At 69.3% G+C, this 15718-nt stretch carries 14 protein-coding genes; 8 read left to right on the forward strand and 6 right to left on the reverse strand.

Going from position 1 to position 15718, the window contains the following annotated elements; all coding sequences use genetic code 11:
- Positions 1 to 47 precede the first annotated feature (47 nt).
- The 5 genes from IEV99_RS14575 to IEV99_RS14595 are packed head-to-tail and all read right to left on the reverse strand — an operon-like array spanning position 48 to position 4947.
- Positions 48 to 1433 carry a dipeptidase gene (locus IEV99_RS14575; protein ID WP_188518481.1) on the reverse strand — a complete coding sequence of 462 codons (1386 nt, stop codon included), beginning with the start codon at positions 1431 to 1433 and terminating at the stop codon, positions 48 to 50.
- On the reverse strand, positions 1430 to 2176 hold the full coding sequence (locus IEV99_RS14580) for an SDR family NAD(P)-dependent oxidoreductase (RefSeq protein WP_188518482.1): 747 nt from the start codon (positions 2174 to 2176) through the stop codon (positions 1430 to 1432). Before IEV99_RS14580 ends, IEV99_RS14575 begins: the two co-directional genes overlap by 4 nt.
- A 10-nt stretch (positions 2177 to 2186) precedes the next feature.
- Positions 2187 to 3224 (reverse strand): ketopantoate reductase family protein, encoded by a 1038-nt coding sequence (locus IEV99_RS14585; protein WP_188518483.1) that lies wholly within the window; start codon positions 3222 to 3224, stop codon positions 2187 to 2189.
- Positions 3221 to 3922 (reverse strand): creatininase family protein, encoded by a 702-nt coding sequence (locus IEV99_RS14590; RefSeq protein WP_188518484.1) that lies wholly within the window; start codon positions 3920 to 3922, stop codon positions 3221 to 3223. The genes IEV99_RS14585 and IEV99_RS14590 overlap by 4 nt, the downstream gene beginning before the upstream one ends.
- Positions 3919 to 4947 (reverse strand): GntR family transcriptional regulator, encoded by a 1029-nt coding sequence (locus IEV99_RS14595; RefSeq protein WP_188518485.1) that lies wholly within the window; start codon positions 4945 to 4947, stop codon positions 3919 to 3921. Before IEV99_RS14595 ends, IEV99_RS14590 begins: the two co-directional genes overlap by 4 nt.
- Before the next feature lie 157 nt (positions 4948 to 5104).
- Between IEV99_RS14595 and IEV99_RS14600 the strand changes: the two genes are divergently transcribed.
- From IEV99_RS14600 to IEV99_RS14625, 6 genes are all read left to right on the forward strand, one after another.
- Positions 5105 to 6697 carry an ABC transporter substrate-binding protein gene (locus IEV99_RS14600; protein WP_188518486.1) on the forward strand — a complete coding sequence of 531 codons (1593 nt, stop codon included), beginning with the start codon at positions 5105 to 5107 and terminating at the stop codon, positions 6695 to 6697.
- A 416-nt stretch (positions 6698 to 7113) separates the two neighbouring features.
- Positions 7114 to 8052 carry an ABC transporter permease gene (locus tag IEV99_RS14605; protein WP_188518487.1) on the forward strand — a complete coding sequence of 313 codons (939 nt, stop codon included), beginning with the start codon at positions 7114 to 7116 and terminating at the stop codon, positions 8050 to 8052.
- Entirely contained in the window at positions 8049 to 8876 is an 828-nt protein-coding gene (locus IEV99_RS14610) for an ABC transporter permease (protein WP_188518488.1), read from the forward strand. Before IEV99_RS14605 ends, IEV99_RS14610 begins: the two co-directional genes overlap by 4 nt.
- Positions 8873 to 9874: an ABC transporter ATP-binding protein gene (locus IEV99_RS14615; protein WP_210318664.1), complete on the forward strand. Its 1002-nt coding sequence runs from the start codon at positions 8873 to 8875 to the stop codon at positions 9872 to 9874. Before IEV99_RS14610 ends, IEV99_RS14615 begins: the two co-directional genes overlap by 4 nt.
- Positions 9871 to 10911, forward strand: coding sequence for an ABC transporter ATP-binding protein (locus tag IEV99_RS14620; protein ID WP_244643880.1), 1041 nt, complete (start codon positions 9871 to 9873; stop codon positions 10909 to 10911). The genes IEV99_RS14615 and IEV99_RS14620 overlap by 4 nt, the downstream gene beginning before the upstream one ends.
- 20 nt (positions 10912 to 10931) lie before the next feature.
- Positions 10932 to 12440, forward strand: coding sequence for a carboxypeptidase M32 (locus IEV99_RS14625; RefSeq protein WP_188518489.1), 1509 nt, complete (start codon positions 10932 to 10934; stop codon positions 12438 to 12440).
- Between the two features lie 319 nt (positions 12441 to 12759).
- On the opposite strand, the gene IEV99_RS14630 is transcribed toward IEV99_RS14625, so the two are convergent.
- Positions 12760 to 13584, reverse strand: coding sequence for an alpha/beta fold hydrolase (locus IEV99_RS14630; protein WP_188518490.1), 825 nt, complete (start codon positions 13582 to 13584; stop codon positions 12760 to 12762).
- A 236-nt stretch (positions 13585 to 13820) separates the two neighbouring features.
- Between IEV99_RS14630 and IEV99_RS14635 the strand changes: the two genes are divergently transcribed.
- Positions 13821 to 14255 carry a pyridoxamine 5'-phosphate oxidase family protein gene (locus IEV99_RS14635; protein ID WP_188518491.1) on the forward strand — a complete coding sequence of 145 codons (435 nt, stop codon included), beginning with the start codon at positions 13821 to 13823 and terminating at the stop codon, positions 14253 to 14255.
- A gap of 149 nt (positions 14256 to 14404) precedes the next feature.
- Positions 14405 to 15664, forward strand: coding sequence for an extracellular solute-binding protein (locus IEV99_RS14640; protein WP_188518492.1), 1260 nt, complete (start codon positions 14405 to 14407; stop codon positions 15662 to 15664).
- Positions 15665 to 15718: the final 54 nt, after the last annotated feature.

Here is a 15718-nt window from a genome sequence, read left to right on the forward strand (position 1 = left end):
AGGAGGGTGTGGCTGCGGCGCGCCCTGAAAAGATGGGGAGCGGGCGTCTAACCCCTCCGCTCCCCTAACCGCGCCAGATACCGCGCCCACGCGATCATGCCGGCTTGATAGCTGGAGAGGCGGAAGAACTCGTTGGGCGCGTGGTAGTCCTCGTCGACGGTGGCGAATGAGAAGAACACCGTGTCGATGCCGAGCACGCGCTTGAAGATGTCGCCGATCGGGATTGTGGCGCCCATGCGCACGCGGACGGGGCGCCGGCCCAGGACGCCTTCGAGGACGTCCTCGGATAGCGCCAGGCCGGGATGGTCGGCCGGGATCGCGTAGGCCGGGGCTCCGCCGGTTTCGCGCTTCACGGAGACGCGCACGCCGGGCGGAGCCGCGGCTTCGAGATGGCGGGCGAGGAGGTCGACGATGCGGGCCGGGTCCTGCCCGGGCACGAGCCGGCAGGTGATCTTCGCGGAGGCCTCCTTCGGGATCACGGTCTTCTTGCCCGCGCCCGTGTAGCCGCCATGCACGCCATTGAACTCCAGCGTCGGGCGGATCCAGTTACGCTGCAGCAGCGTGTAGCCCGCCTCCCCGGCCCCCTCGGGCGCGCCGACCTCCTTGAGATAGGCGGCTTCGTCGAACGGAATGGCGGCGATCGCCGCCACCTCGGCCTCGCTGACGGGGTCGAGCCCGTCATAGAAGCCCCTGACCGCCACCGCGCCGGCGTCGTCATGCAGGCCCGCCATCAGGCGCGCGAGAACCTGGATGGGGTTGGCCACCGCGCCGCCGTGGCGGCCGGAATGAAGATCCTTGCCGGGCCCGCGCACGGTGACTTCCAGCGCGCAAATGCCGCGGCTCGCCACCGTGACGCTGGGCAGGTCCGCCCGCCACTGCGCGCCGTCGGCCGAAAGCGTGAAGTCGGCTTTCAGCAGATCGCGATGCGCTGCCACGAACGGCTCCAGATGCGCGCTGGAAACCTCCTCCTCGCCCTCGAACAGAAACACCATGTTCACCGGCAGCCGCCCGTCCGCCTGCATGAAAGCTTCGGCGACCGCGATCGGGATCAGCATCGGGCCCTTGTCGTCGGACGCGCCGCGCGCGTAGAGCCGCCCGTCCCGGATCTCGGCCGCGAAGGGTGGCGAGCGCCAGGCCTCGGCCGGGTCCGGCGGCTGCACGTCGTAGTGGCCATAGACCAGCACGGTGGGGGCGCCCGGGGCGCCGCGCCAGGACGCCGTCACGACGGGGTGGCCGTCGGTGGGGTGGATCGCGACCTCCCCCATCCCGGCCTCGCGCAGGCGTCCGGCCACGAAGGCCGCCGCGTCCGCGACGCCCTGCCGGTAGGCCGGGTCGGTCGACACGCTCGGGATCGCGACAAAGCGCTTGAGGATATCGACGTGGCGCGGCTGGTCGGCCTTCAGCTTCGCCTCGATGGCGGCGGTGTCGCTCATTTGCCGCCGTCCACCGGAAGGGTCTGGCCGGTGATCCAGGACGCCTGCTCGCTGGCGAGAAACAGCACCGCGTTGGCGATGTCCTCGGCCGTGCCGAGCCGGCGCGTGGCGATGCGGCCCAGCATGGCCTTCTGGCCCTCGGCGCCGTAGCTCGCCCACTGCTTTTCGCTGCTCGGATTGGAGCGCACGAAGCCCGGAGCGACGCTGTTCACCGTAACGCCGAACTGGCCGAGCTCATGCGCGAGCTGGCGCGTCAGCCCGATCTCGCCCGCCTTGGCGGACGCATAGGCCTGGATGCCCGTGAGGCTGACGCCGAGCCCGGCCCCGGACGAGATGAACACCATGCGACCATAGCCGTTCGCCTTCATGGCCGGGGCGGTCGCCTGCGCGAGCAGAAAAGCGGCCTTCATGTTGATGTTGACGATGGCGTCCCAATCCGCCTCCTCGATCTCCTCCAGCGGCCGGCCGACCTGCCCGCAGACGCCGCCGGCGCTGTGCACCAGCACGTCGAAGGGGCCGTGCTGGGAAGCAAGAGCCTGGATGTCCGCCTTGCGGCTGAGATCCGCAACCGCGGTGGTGATCCGCCCCGACGCATGCGAGGCGACCGGGGCGAGCTCGGCGGCGAGGATGTCGGCGGCGACCACGGTTGCGCCACCCTCCGCGAGGGCTTCCGCGATGGCGCGCCCGATGCCGTGGGCCGCGCCGGTGACGAGCGCCCGGCGCCCTTCGAACAGGATCTGCATGGAGGTTCTCTCAAGCTTTGGCGGGCAATGAGGCTTCGAGCTCGGCCAGGTTTTCCCAGGCGAGCGGGCGCACCCCGTCCTCGATCTCGTGGATCATCGCGATGACGCCCTGCGTGGCGGGGGTCGGCACGCCGACCTGCGCGCCGAAGCTCACGATGGGGCCGAGCTGGGCGTCCGCCTCGGTCTTGCGCTTGCGCACCGCAAGGTCGCGCCAGATGCCCGAATGCGTTTTCGCCGACTTGGCGTTGTGCGCCACCATGGCGTCGAAGGAGGCGTCCGCCACAGCGTCCGACGCGCCCGGCGCGAAGGCCTCGGGCGTGTAGCCGTTGAAGCCGAGCGCGTTGACGCCGAGCTTCATCGCGACCTGCGTCGCCTCCCCGGCGACGCGCCGGAACAACTCGCGCGGCTCGCGGGCGTCCAGCGCCTCGCAGATCGACGCATTGGTGAGCGCGGTGCCGAACAGCAGCGCGCCATAGCCGAGCTTGCCCCAGAGGTAGCCCATGATGTTGTCCGTGATCACGGCGTTCGGCTCAAACAGCAGCATGGTCTCGTGCAGCGCCTTGGCGCGCTCCGTGATGGCGCCGTCGATCTCGCCGATCACCACCGCGCCGCGGCCGCTGTATTGCACGAGGCCCGGGGCCATGTAGTCGGCCCCGAAATTCACGAAGGCCCCGACCGTGTTGGCGCGCCCGACCACGTCGGCGATCTCGAGTTCGTTGAGGCCGTTCTGGAACGACGCCACGTAGCCGCCCGGCGCCAGATGCGGCTTCAGCTGCTCGGCCGCGCCGCGCGTGTGGTGCGCCTTGACGCACAGGAGGATGCAGCCGAACTGGCCCTCCACGGCGTCAGGCGTGAAGGCCTTGGCCTGCACGGTGAACTGCTCGATCGGCCCCTCGATCTCCAGCCCGCGGCTGTTGATGGCCTCCACATGGGCGGCGTCGATGTCGACGAACGTGACCGGCAGGCCGGCGCGGATGAGATAGGCCCCGACCACGCCGCCGATGGCGCCGGCGCCCCAGATCAGGATGGGTCCCTCGACGCCGCTCATGCTCCGAGCCCTTCGATCAACGCGCGCGTTTCTTCCACGGCGATGTCCCAGATGGCCTGCATGTCGGCGTCAGAGCGGTGGTAGAGGCCGCCGAAATTGCCGTCGCCGAGGATCTCGCGCACGCCGGCCGGGTTCTTGGTGCGCATGCGGTCGAGATCCGCCATGGGCTTCTGCTCCTCCGGGCCGCGAATGTTGGCGAGCCGCGTCCAGGGGAAATTCTCCATCCAGGACGCGTGCGAGGCGACTTTGTCGGTCTCCTGCACCTTCGCGAAGGTCTTGGGAGCGTTCCACCAGTTGTGGAAGCGGACCGAGACGTCCGGGTTGTCGCCCATCCACTCGACGCTGACGGTCTGGGCCGGCGAGTTTCCGCCATGGCCGTTGCACAGGAGGATGCGCCGGAAACCCGCGATCTTCAGCGAGTCCAGGATGTCGCGGATCACCGCCGCATAGGTGGTCGCGCGCAGCGACACGGTGCCCGGATAGGCCATGAAATAGGGCGTGATGCCGTAGGCCTGCACGGGAAACACCGGCACGCCCAGCGGCTCGGCGGCTTCCAGGGCGACGCGCTCGGACAGGATCGAGTCCACCGACAGGCTCAGATAGGCGTGCTGCTCGGTGGAGCCGAGCGGCACCACGGCGCGGTCGTCGCCCTTCAGGTAGTCCTCGACCTGCATCCAGTTCATGTCGCTGATCCTCACGGGACAGCCTCCTTGAGCATCGGGCGCGCCGGGGCGCCGTTTCGTAGGGTTTCGATGAGCGGCAGCAGGGAGCCCTGCACCGCGTGGGGATCGGGCGTGTGGCGATACTCGATCGCGTTGGCGGAGCCTTCCGGCGGAGCGCCGGCGGCCGTGAGCGCGGCCTCCGCGCCGGTGGCGTACACCACCACGTCGACGCGCTGCAGGAAGGCCGGCAACTCGGCGTCGTCCGCCACGATGGCGTCCACCGCGCGCACATGCGGGGCGAAGCGCAGCACGCCGGGCTTCATCAGCGCCAGGAACTCGGGGAACACCGACACCAGCCCGACGTGCGCCAGCGGATCCAGCGCGGCGAGCCGGGCGCGGGTCGCCTCCGCGGGGAGGAAGCTGACGCTCGCCACCGGGGCGACGCCGGCCGCGATCTGCTCGGCCTCGCTCTTGCGGTTGGCCAGCGTGACGATGAGGTCCGGCGGCGCGCCGGGCCAGCCCTCGGCCGCGAGCGCCTCGAAGGTGAGCGGCGCGATGCTGTCGCCGGGCTTCAGCTGCCGGGCGATCTCCCCCGCATAGGCCTTTGTGGCCTCGGGGAAAACGCCCAGCATCACCAGCCGCATCGGCCGGCCGTCACGAACGCGGCCGCGGGTGATGGCGGCGGTAAGGAGGGAGGCAACCTGCGCGGTGGAGAGGCCTGCCGCCTCGGCGGCCGCCAGCGCGGCGTCGAGATGCGCCTGCACGCAGGCCAGTGCCTCCGGGCTCTCGGCCCGGGCGTCGTCCGCCACATAGGTGCCCGCGCCGGGGCGGGTCGCGATGAGGCCGCTACCCTGCAGCTCGCGATACACCGCAACCGCCGTCATGGGGGCGATGCCGCCCGCTTCGGCGAGCTCGCGCACGGAGGGCAGGCGCGTGCCTGGCGGCAGCTCGCCGCACGTGATTCCGTATTCGATCAGGCCCTTGAGTTGCACGCTGAGCGGCACCGGAAGCGTGCGGTCCAGCGCGGCGGCAAGGTTGCTGAGAAGAGAGGCGCCTGGCATCTGTTCTAGGCAGTTAGCACAAAGGTCGGGCGCGTCATCGGAATTTGCAACTCCAGAGCCTCTTTCCGAGACGTTCCTGTTGACGTCCGATTGTCGACCCTTCTAGCATCCTAGGACAGAACACCAGACGGCGTGAAGCCGCTGAGGGGAGAAAAAGATGAGAAGGACGTTTCTGAAGGCGAGCGCCGCCGCGCTCGCGCTCGCCGCCGGCCTGATCCACCTGCCCTCCGCCGCCGATGCGGCGACGCGTGGCGGCAAGATGATCTACGCCCGCTACGCCGACAGCCTGTTCCTCGATCCGGTGCTGAACGACGCCAACGTGGACATCTGGGTTTTGACGAACCTCTACGACACGCTGCTCGCCCCCACGGCCGACGGCGTCGGCGTGCAGCCCGGCCTCGCCACGAAGTGGGACATGGCCGCGGATGGCAAGTCGCTCGCCGTGACGCTGCGCCCGGGCGTGAAGTTCGCGGACGGCTCGGCGCTCACGGCCGAGGACGTGAAGTGGTCGCTGGACCGCGCCCGCGACCCCAAGGCCGGCGCGTGGTCGTCCTCGCTCGCCTCCATCGAGTCGATCGCCGTGACGTCGCCCGAGGTCGTCACGCTGACGCTGAAGCACCCTGACCCGACGCTGATCCCGGCGCTCGCGACCTTCAACGCCGCCATCCTGCCGCAGAAGCTGTTCGAAGCCTCGGCCGGCGCCACCCCGGAGGAGAAGGCCAAGGCCTTCGCCGAAAAGCCGATCGGCACCGGCCCGTTCATCATGACGGCCTGGAAGCGCGGCGTCTCCATGACGCTGAAGCGCAACCCCTACTACTGGAAGCAGGGCGAGGACGGGAAAGCCCTGCCCTATCTCGACGAGCTCGAGTTCCAGATCATCCCGGACGACGCCACGCGCCTCCTGAAGCTCAAGGCCGGCGAGATCGACGGCACGGAGTTCATTCCGTACTCGCGCGTCAAGGAGCTGCAGGGCGACAGCAACCTGCGCATGGAGCTGTGGCCCGCCACGCGCGTGCGCTACCTCACCTTCTACAGCGGCCCGACCTTCAAGGACGGCAAGCCGAACCCCTTCAGCAACCCGAAGGTGCGGCAGGCGCTGAACTACGCGGTGAACAAGGACGCCATCATCCAGATCACCACGCTCGGCCTCGGCAAGCCGATGCGCTCCTATATGTCGTCCACGACGCCGCTGTTCTTCGGCCAGGACCTCTACAAGTATGATCTCGCCAAGGCCAAGGCGCTGCTCGCCGAGGCCGGCTTCGCCAACGGGTTCGAGACGTCGATCTACTCGCTCTCGGGCAACGGCGACGACGCCAACGACCTCGCGGCCGTGCAGCAGATGTGGGGCCAGGTCGGCGTGAAGCTGCGCATCGACCAGGTCGACAACGCCACCCGCACGGCGCGCTACCGCGAGGAGAACTTCGCCATGCGGACGTCCGCGTGGACCAACGACATCTCCGACCCGAGCCAGATCACGTCCTACTTCGCCTATTGGCCGAACATCCACTCCCTCCATTCCAACTGGCAGGACAAGCGGGTGGACGAGCTGTTCGAGAAGAGCCAGCAGGAGATCGATCCCAAGGCCCGCGCCGAGCAGTACAAGGAGATCCAGCAGCGCTACGCCGAGGCCGCCCCCATCCTGTTCCTTTACGAGACGCCCTACCCGGTCGCCTTCCGCAAGAACGCCAAGGGCTTCGTGCAGATCCCGCTGGGCAACAACCTGTTCGAGGCCGCCTACAAGGACAAGTGAGCTGGCTTTCATTGCAGTGACGCGGGGTCGTCGTACCCCACCCCGTCATTGCGAGCGGAGCGAAGCAATCCAGAGGCCGGGAATGGTGCGCAGCGCCCAGCCTCTAGACTGGATTGCTTCGCCTCCGGCTCGCAATGACGGCGAGGCGCTCCACGGTGGCGACACCCTCCCGTCATTGCGAGCGAAGCGAAGCAATCCGGAGGCCGGAAATGGAGCGCAACTCCCAGCCTCCAGACTGGATTGCTTCGCCTCCGGCTCGCAACGACGGCGGGGTGGCGGCAGGTCCGCAAATCATCATGGCGCGGTCTCTCAGCCGTCATTTCCCGCGACCTTCGGAGCAGGTCGGGAAGGGATGACGGCGAGCGTTTCACGTCCACTGTCTCGAACGCCATGAACCGCACCAACAAAGGACACGCATGAGCAAGGCCGGACTGATCGCCGCGCGGTTGCTGCAGATCCTGCCGACCTTCCTGCTGATTGGCGTGGTGGTGTTCGTGCTGGCGCGGCTCCTGCCGGGCGATCCGGTGAGCGCCGCACTGGGGGATCGCGCCACCGACGAGGCCGTGAACCGGCTGCGCGAGCAGATGGGGCTGGACCGCTCCATTCTCGAGCAGTTTCTCCTGTTTCTGCGCAGCGCCGTGCAGGGCGATTTCGGCCAGTCCATCGCGTTCCGCACGCCCGTCACGACCGTGATCGCCGAGCGCCTGCCGGTGACGCTGGCGCTCACCGGCCTCGCCACCCTGATCGCGTTGGCGCTCGCAGTGCCGCTCGCCTTCGTGGCGGCCGTGAACGCCAACCGCTGGCCCGACTTCCTGATCCGCGGCGTGTTCCAGGTCGGGCTGTCGTCGCCGGTGTTCTATGTCGGGCTGATCCTGCTCACGGTGTTCGCCGCCTGGTTTCGCTGGTTTCCGGTGGGCGGCTATGGCGAGGGCTTCGCCGACATCCTGTGGCACCTCCTGCTGCCCTCCACCACGCTGGCGCTGAGCTTCTCGGCCGTGATCATGCGCAATCTGCGCGCCGCCATCCTGGAAGTGCTGAACGCCGAATTCGTCGATTTCGCCCGCGCCAAGGGCCTATCGCGCCGCGTCGTGATGATCCGCCACGTGCTGCGCAACGCGCTGATCTCCACCGTCACGCTGGTGGGTTTGCACGCCGGCTCGCTGCTGGGCGGCGCGGTGATCACCGAAAGCGTGTTCGCGGTGCCGGGCGTGGGCCGGCTCATGGTCGACAGCATCTTCGCCCGCGACTACCCGATGATCCAGGCGCTGACGCTGATCCTCGCCGTGGTGGTGTCGCTGGCCTTCCTGATCACCGACCTGATCCAGATGGCGCTCGACCCCCGGGTGGCGCGATGACGGCCCTCGCGCTCACCTTCCGCCGCGCCCCGGCTTCGCTGATCGCCGGCGCGGCCGTGCTGCTCGTCGTGCTCGTCTGCGCGGTCGCGCCCGGCCTGATCGCCCCCTATGACCCGCTCGCCTTCGACTATGGCGCGCTGCTGCAGCCGCCCTCGGCCGCCCATCCCTTCGGCACGGACCAGTTCGGCCGCGACATTCTCTCGCGCACCATCGCGGCAGCCACCATCGACCTGCAGATCGCGATCTTCGCCACCGTGGGCCCGCTCGTGATCGGCACGATCATCGGCCTGCTGGTCGGCTACTACGGCGGGATCGCGGACGCGATCTTCGGCCGGCTGGTGGACCTCGTGGTGACCTTCCCGTTCCTGGTGCTGGTGATCGCCATCGTGGCCGTGCTCGGGCCGGGGCTCTCCAACATGTACATCGCCATCGGGGTGGTCGGCTGGGTGTTCTACGCCCGGCTGATGCGCGGCGAGGTGCAGGTGCTGCGCGGACAGGACTATGTGTCGGCCGCCAAGGTGCTGGGCTATGGCGAGGCCCGCATCCTCCTGCGCCACATCCTCCCCAACGCGGCGCGGCCGATCCTCGTCTACTGGATGACCGACATGGCGCTCGCCATCCTGCTCGGCTCCAGCCTCGGCTATCTCGGCCTCGGGGCGCAGCCGCCCGCGGCCGAATGGGGCGTGCTGATCGCGGACGGCAAGAACTTCTTCTCGCAGGCCTGGTGGATCACGGTGTTTCCGGGCTTCGCCATCGTGTTTTGTGGCATCGGCTTCAGCCTGTTCGGCGATGGCCTCGCCGATCTCATGGACGTGCGCCGATGATGGCCGCGCCCTCCTCCGCCCTGCTTGACGTGCGCGACCTCCATGTCCGCTTCGCCACCGCGCGCGGCGAGGTTCGCGCCGTGGACGGCGTCAACCTCTCGGTCGCGCCCGGCGAGACGCTGGGCTTGGTCGGCGAATCCGGCTCCGGCAAGAGCGTCACGCTGCGCGCCATCCTGCGGCTGCTGCGCGCCAACGCGGCCATCACGGGCGAGGTGCGGTGGCAGGGCGAGAACCTGCTGGCCCTGCCTGAAAAGCGCCTGCGCGACATTCGCGGCAAGGACATCGCGGTGATCTTCCAGGAGCCCATGTCGGCCCTGAACCCGGTGATCTCGATCGGCCGGCAGATCGACGAAAGCCTCGTCGCGCACACGGCGCTGGACGCAGCGGGACGCCGGCGCCGCGCGATCGAGCTCCTGGACCTCGTCGGCATCGCGTCGCCCGAGCAGCGCCTCGCCGGCTTCCCGCACGAGTTCTCGGGCGGCATGCGCCAGCGCGCCATGATCGCCATCGCGCTCGCGGCGGAGCCGAAGCTGCTGCTGGCCGACGAGCCAACGACCGCGCTGGACGTCACTATCCAGGACCAGATCCTCAAGCTGCTGCTGCGGCTCAACCGCGAGCTCGGCATGGGGCTGATCCTCGTCACGCATGATCTCGGCGTCGTGGCCGAGACCTGCGACCGCGTCAGCGTGATGTATGCCGGACGCGTGGTGGAGAGCGGCCCGGTGGACCGGGTGTTCACCGCGCCGCGCCACGCCTACACGGACGCGTTGCTGCGCAGCATGCCGCATGGCGGCGCGGCGCGAGCGCCCTTGCGGCCCATTCCCGGCCAGCCGCCCCGGCTCGACCGCGCCATCGCGGGATGCCCCTTCGCGCCGCGCTGCGCCCTGGTGGAGGATCGCTGCACCGTTGAGGCGCCGCCCTTCGCCGTGGTGGCGCCGGACCAGCGCGCCGCCTGCTGGGCCAGCGACCGGCTCGCCGCGCGGGAGGGCGTCGCGTGAGCGGAACCATCCTGAAGAGCGGCCCCGTGGCCGACGCCCCGATCATGACCGTGGACGGGCTGGTGAAAACCTTCCCGCTCGGCCGCAGCCTCGCGGACGTGCTGGGCGGTCGCCCCGTGCGGGCCGTGCAGGCCTTGAGCGGCGTGTCGCTGACGGTGCGCAAGGGCGAGACGCTGGGCGTGGTGGGCGAATCCGGCTGCGGCAAGTCCACGCTGGCGCGCTGCCTGGTGCGGCTGCACGAGCCCGACGCCGGCGCGGTGCGCTTCGAGGGCGCCGACGTGCTCGGCCTTCAGGGCTACGCCCGGCGCGCCTACAACCGCAGCGTCCAGATGGTGTTCCAGGATCCCTACGGCTCGCTGAACCCGCGCCTGTCGGTCGGCGACGCGCTGGCCGAGGCCCTGACGGTGCACCGCATCGTCGAGGGCGGCGCCGTGCGCGAGCGGGTCGGCGAACTGCTCGACCTCGTCCATCTGCCGCGCGACGCCGCCGACCGCTACCCGCACGAGTTCTCGGGAGGCCAGCGCCAGCGCGTCGGCATCGCCCGCGCGCTCGCGGTGGAGCCCTCCGTGATCATCGCGGACGAGCCCGTCTCGGCGCTCGACGTGTCCGTGCAGGCGCAGGTCGTGAACCTGTTCCTGGAGCTGCAGGAGCGGCTTGGACTCACGCTGATCTTCATCACGCACGACCTGCGCCTCGTTCGGCACATCTCGCATCGCATCGCCGTGATGTATCTCGGCAAGGTGGTGGAGACCGGCGACACGGAGGCGGTGTTCACCGCGCCGCGCCACCCCTACACGCGCGCCCTGATCGCCGCCGTGCCGCAGGTCGATCCGCACCAGCGCTCGGCCCGCGAGGCGGTGCGCGGCGAGCTGCCGAGCCCCATCGCGCCGCCGCCCGGCTGCCCGTTCCACCCGCGTTGCCCCATCGCCGAGCCGCAGTGCCGGACGGTGGTTCCGGCCCTGGTTCCGCGCGGCGGGCCATGGCCCGTGGCCTGCCATCTGGCCGGCCCGGCGGACGCGCCCGAGTTCATCGCCTAGCCCTGTCGAGAAAGCCCCCCATGAGCCTCGCCGCCCTGCGCCAGCGGATCGCGACCGTATCCGACCTCCTCTGCACCCTAAACCTCATCGTGTGGGACAGCCGCACCATGATGCCGTCCGGCGGCGCCGCGGCGCGCGGGCATCAGATCGCCACCCTCACCCGCATGGCGCGCGACACGCTGGCGGCCGACGCCACCATGGACCTCCTCGCCCGCGCCGAGGACGAAGCCGCGGGGTTGCCGGCCGACGATCTCGCCCATGAGGAGCTGCGCCAGATCCGCCGCGCGGCCGAGCTGCACCGGCGCGTGCCGGCCGAGCTGATCGAGCGCCGCGCCGCCGTGCGGGCCGCCGCCAACGCGGCCTGGATCGAGGCCCGCGCCAGGAGCGACTTCAGCCTGTTCGCGCCCCTGCTGGAGGAGACGGTCGCCAACACCCGCGCCTATGCGGACGCGATCGGCTGGGAGGCGCATCCCTATGACGCGATGATCGGCCTCTACGAGCCCGGCGAAACGCTGGCCAGCCTGCAGCGGCTGTTCGGGGCGCTGCGCGACGGCATCCGGCCCATTCTGGACGCCGCGTTGGCGCGCCCGCAGGCGCAGGCGGCCTTTGTGCCCGGCGCGTTTCCGGCGGACCGGCAATGGGAGGCCGCCAAGGCCTTCTCGGCGCGTTTCGGCTTCGACTTCGGTCGCGGCCGGCTGGACACCACCGTCCACCCCTTCGAGATCTCGTTCACGCGCGACGACGTGCGCATCACCACGCGCTACAACCCGGCGGATCTCCGCCCTGCCCTGTTCGGCGCCTTCCACGAAACCGGCCACGGCCTCTACGAGCAGAATGTCGACCCGGCCTTCACCCGCACGGTCTTCGCGAGCGATCTCGTCGGGCTCTACGCGGTGGGCGGCACGAGCTTCGGCGCGCATGAATCGCAGTCGCGGCTGTGGGAGAACCATGTCGGCCGCAGCCGCCGCTTCTGGGAGCTGAACTTCGCCGAGTTGCAGGGCTTCTTCCCGGACGCGCTGGCGAACGTAACGCCCGAGGCGTTCTACGACGCCGTCACGGGCGTGCGCAAAAGCCTGATCCGCGTGGAGGCGGACGAACTCACCTATGATCTCCACATCATGCTGCGCGTCGAGATCGAGGCCGCGCTGATGGACGGAAGCCTGAAGGTCGCCGACGTCCCGGGCGCCTGGGCGGACGCTATGCAGCGCCATCTCGGCTTGACCCCGCCGGGCGACCGCGAGGGCGTGCTGCAGGATATCCACTGGTCCTCCGGGATGATCGGCTCGTTCTGCACCTACACGGTCGGCAACGTCATGGCGGCTCAGCTCTACGCGGCCGCGAAAGCCGACCCCGGCGTGGCGGCGGGCGTCGCGGCCGGAGACTACGCCCCGCTCGCTGGCTGGCTGCGCCGCTGCTGCTGGACGCATGGCCGCAGCAAGACCCGCGACGCGATCCTGCAGGATGCATGCGGGCGGGGCCTGGACGCGGGCGCCTACCTCGCGCATCTGCGCGAGCGGTATGCGGGATAGCGGCGCATCCTTCCGTCATTGCGAGGAGCGTAGCAACGAAGCAATCCAGGCGCCGGGCGAAAGGCTCGGCCGCCTTCTGGCCCGGCGTCGGCTGGATCGCTCCGCTTCGCTCGCGATGACGGCAGGGAACCACCGCCTTGCCCCCGTTCTGGACCGGGCAGCAGGTCAGACGCCGTTCGCAAGTAGAGGACGCCGCCATCTCTCCACCGTCATCCCCGGGCTTGACCCGGGGATCCACGCCCTCGGCTCACGCGTGGATGGCCGGGACGAGCCCGGCCATGACGGAGAGTGACGTCGCCTCAGCTCTTGAGACGAGGATTCAGCCCTTGATGAAGGCCAGCAGGTCGGCGTTGATCACGTCGGCGTTCGTGGTCGCCATGCCGTGCGGGAAGCCCGGATAGGTCTTCAGCGTGCCGTTCCTGAGCAGCTTGATGGCGAGCCGGGCCGAGACGTCGATCGGCACGATCTGGTCGTCCTCGCCGTGCATCACCAGGGTGGGAACCTCGATGGCCTTGAGGTCCTCGGTGAAGTCCGTTTCCGAGAACACCTTGATGCACTCGTGGTGGTCGAGCGCGGAGCCCATCATGCCCTGGCGCCACCAGTTGTCGATCACGCCCTGCGAGACCTTCGCGCCCGGGCGGTTGAAGCCGAAGAACGGCCCGGTCGGGACGTCGACATAGAACTGCGCCCGGTTCGCCGCCAGCGCCTGGCGGAAGCCGTCGAACACTTCGCGGGGCAGGCCCCCCGGATTGTTCTCCGTCTTCAGCATGATCGGCGGCACCGCGCCCAGGAGCGCAGCCTTGGCGACCCGGCCCTTGCCATGCTTGGCGACATAGCGCGCCACCTCGCCGCCGCCGGTGGAATGGCCCACATGCACCGCGTCGCGCAGGTCGAGATGCGCCGCCAGCGCGGCGACGTCGGCCGCGTAGGTGTCCATGTCGTTGCCCTTGCCGGGCTGGCTGGAGCGCCCATGCCCGCGCCGATCATGCGCGATGACGCGGAAGCCCTGCAGGGCGAAGAACACCATCTGGGCGTCCCAGTCGTCGGCGGACAACGGCCAGCCATGGTGGAACACGATCGGCTGGCCCTGGCCCCAATCCTTGTAGAAAATGTCGACGCCGTCAGGGGTCTTGATAAAAGCCATGATTGAATCTCCGTGGGGGTGGGAGAAGGATTGCGCCCCTCACGCACCCCTAACCGGCGGGCGTGACAGGCGCGTGTCCAATATCAAGCCTGCAACCGCCCCCGTCGAGCCCGTTCGGCGCAGGCGAGAGTCGCGCTGGTGGCCGCTGGAAGGATTGCCGCGCCTCAGGATCCAAGCGGTTCGGGGCCGCGTTGCCCGACGCAGGATCGGTCCTGCGACTGCTTCACGAGGCTTCCATGGCGTCCAAGACCCTGCAGGACATCGCCGAAACGATGCGCGACATCGATTTCACGATGATGTTCACCCGCAACGAGGCGGGCGCGCTCGCCGGCCGGCCGATGAGCAACAACCGCGACGTCGCCTATGACGGCGACAGCTACTTCTTCACCATGGGGGACACCCGCAAGGTGAAGGACATCAGCCGCGACCCGCAGGTCGCGCTGTCGTTGCAGGGCGCCGCCGGCCTGTTCGGCAAGCCGCCGATGTTTATCGCCATCGAGGGCAAGGCCGAGCTGATCCGCGACCGGCAGGCGTTCGACGCGCACTGGAATCCCGATCTCGAGCGCTGGTTCGACAAGGGCGCAGACACGCCCGGCCTCACGCTCATCAAGGTCCACGCCTCGCGCATCCATTGGTGGCACGGCGAGGACGAGGGCGACCTCTCGGTCTGAGACGCCGCGGACGCGCGCCGGAGCGGGACGCAACGTCCCGCTCCGGCGCGCCTGACCACAGGGCGCGAGCAATTTTGAGTTGCGTACCTCAGTTCCTGAGTTAAGTTCGTCCCACAGGTGGGGAAACGCCACCACGAGGGAGGAACCGGATGAGCATTCTCAAGCGCGCCGCGCTGGCTGCGGCGGCACTCGCGATGACGGCCGGGTTGGCCGCCGCGCAGACCACCGTGAAGTGGCTTCACATCGAGGTGAACCCCAACCAGGTGAAGATCTGGGAGGAGGTCGCGCGCGACTTCGAGGCCAAGAACCCGGGCGTCAAGGTCGAGATGCAGTTCCTCGAGAACGAGGCCTACAAGGCCAAGCTGCCGACCATCCTGCAGTCCAAGGATCGCCCGCACATCATCTACAGCTGGGCCGGCGGCGTGCTGAAGTCGCAGGTCGAGGCCGGCGTGCTGGAAGACCTCACCCCGGCGATGCAGGGCTACAAGGACAACCTTGCCCCGGCAGCCGTCGCGGCCTTCACGGTGGACGGCAAGATCTATGGCGTGCCGCATGCCCAGTCGCAGGTCGGCTTCATGGTCAACAAGGAGCTGATGGCCAAGGGCGGCGTCGACCCGGCCTCAATCAAGACCTGGGACGACCTGCTCGGCGCCGTGAAGAAGCTCAAGGCCGCGGGCGTGACGCCCATCGTGGCGGGCGGTGCGGACAAGTGGCCGCTGCACTTCTACTGGACCAACCTCGCCGTGCGGCTTGGCGGCAAGCCGGCCTTTCAGGCCGCGCTGAAGGGCGAGAACGGCGGCTTCGCCGGGCCGGTGTTCCTGAAGTCGGGCGAGCTCTTCAAGCAGCTCGTCGACCTGCAGCCCTTCCAGAACGGCTTCCTGGGCTTCAAGAACCCGCAGGCGGTTGGCGCCTTCGGCGACGGCAAGGCCGCCATGATCCTGGCGATCAGCTCGTTCTACCACACGCAAAAGGCGCTCGCGGCCGACAAGAAGGGCATCGCGGACGACAACATCGGCTGGTTCGATTTCCCGACCGTGCCGGGCGGCCAGGGCGACCCCACCGACACGCTGGGCGGCATCAACGGCTGGCTCGTCACCAAGGGCGCGCCCAAGGAGGCGGCCGCCTTCCTGAAGCACTTCGTCTCGCTCGACGTGCAGAAGCGCCTCGCGGCCGGCAACTTCCTGATCCCGACCTTCAAGGGCGCCGAGGAAGGGCTCGCCAGCCCGTTCATGCGCCAGATCGCCGCCAACCTGGCGAAGTCCAAGTACCACCAGAACTTCTATGACCAGGACCTCGGCCCCAATGTCGGCCGCGTCGTGAACGACGCCACCACCGAGATGGCCGGCGGCTCCATGGACGCCAAGCAGGTTGCGCAGGCGATCCAGGACGCCGTGAGGCAGGGCAATTGAGCGCGTCGTGGGAGGCGACCTCGCCCGCGAGGGCGACGCCTCCTCGGGAGGCTC

This window comes from Alsobacter metallidurans, assembly GCF_014636935.1.
Taxonomy (GTDB): domain Bacteria; phylum Pseudomonadota; class Alphaproteobacteria; order Rhizobiales; family Beijerinckiaceae; genus Alsobacter; species Alsobacter metallidurans.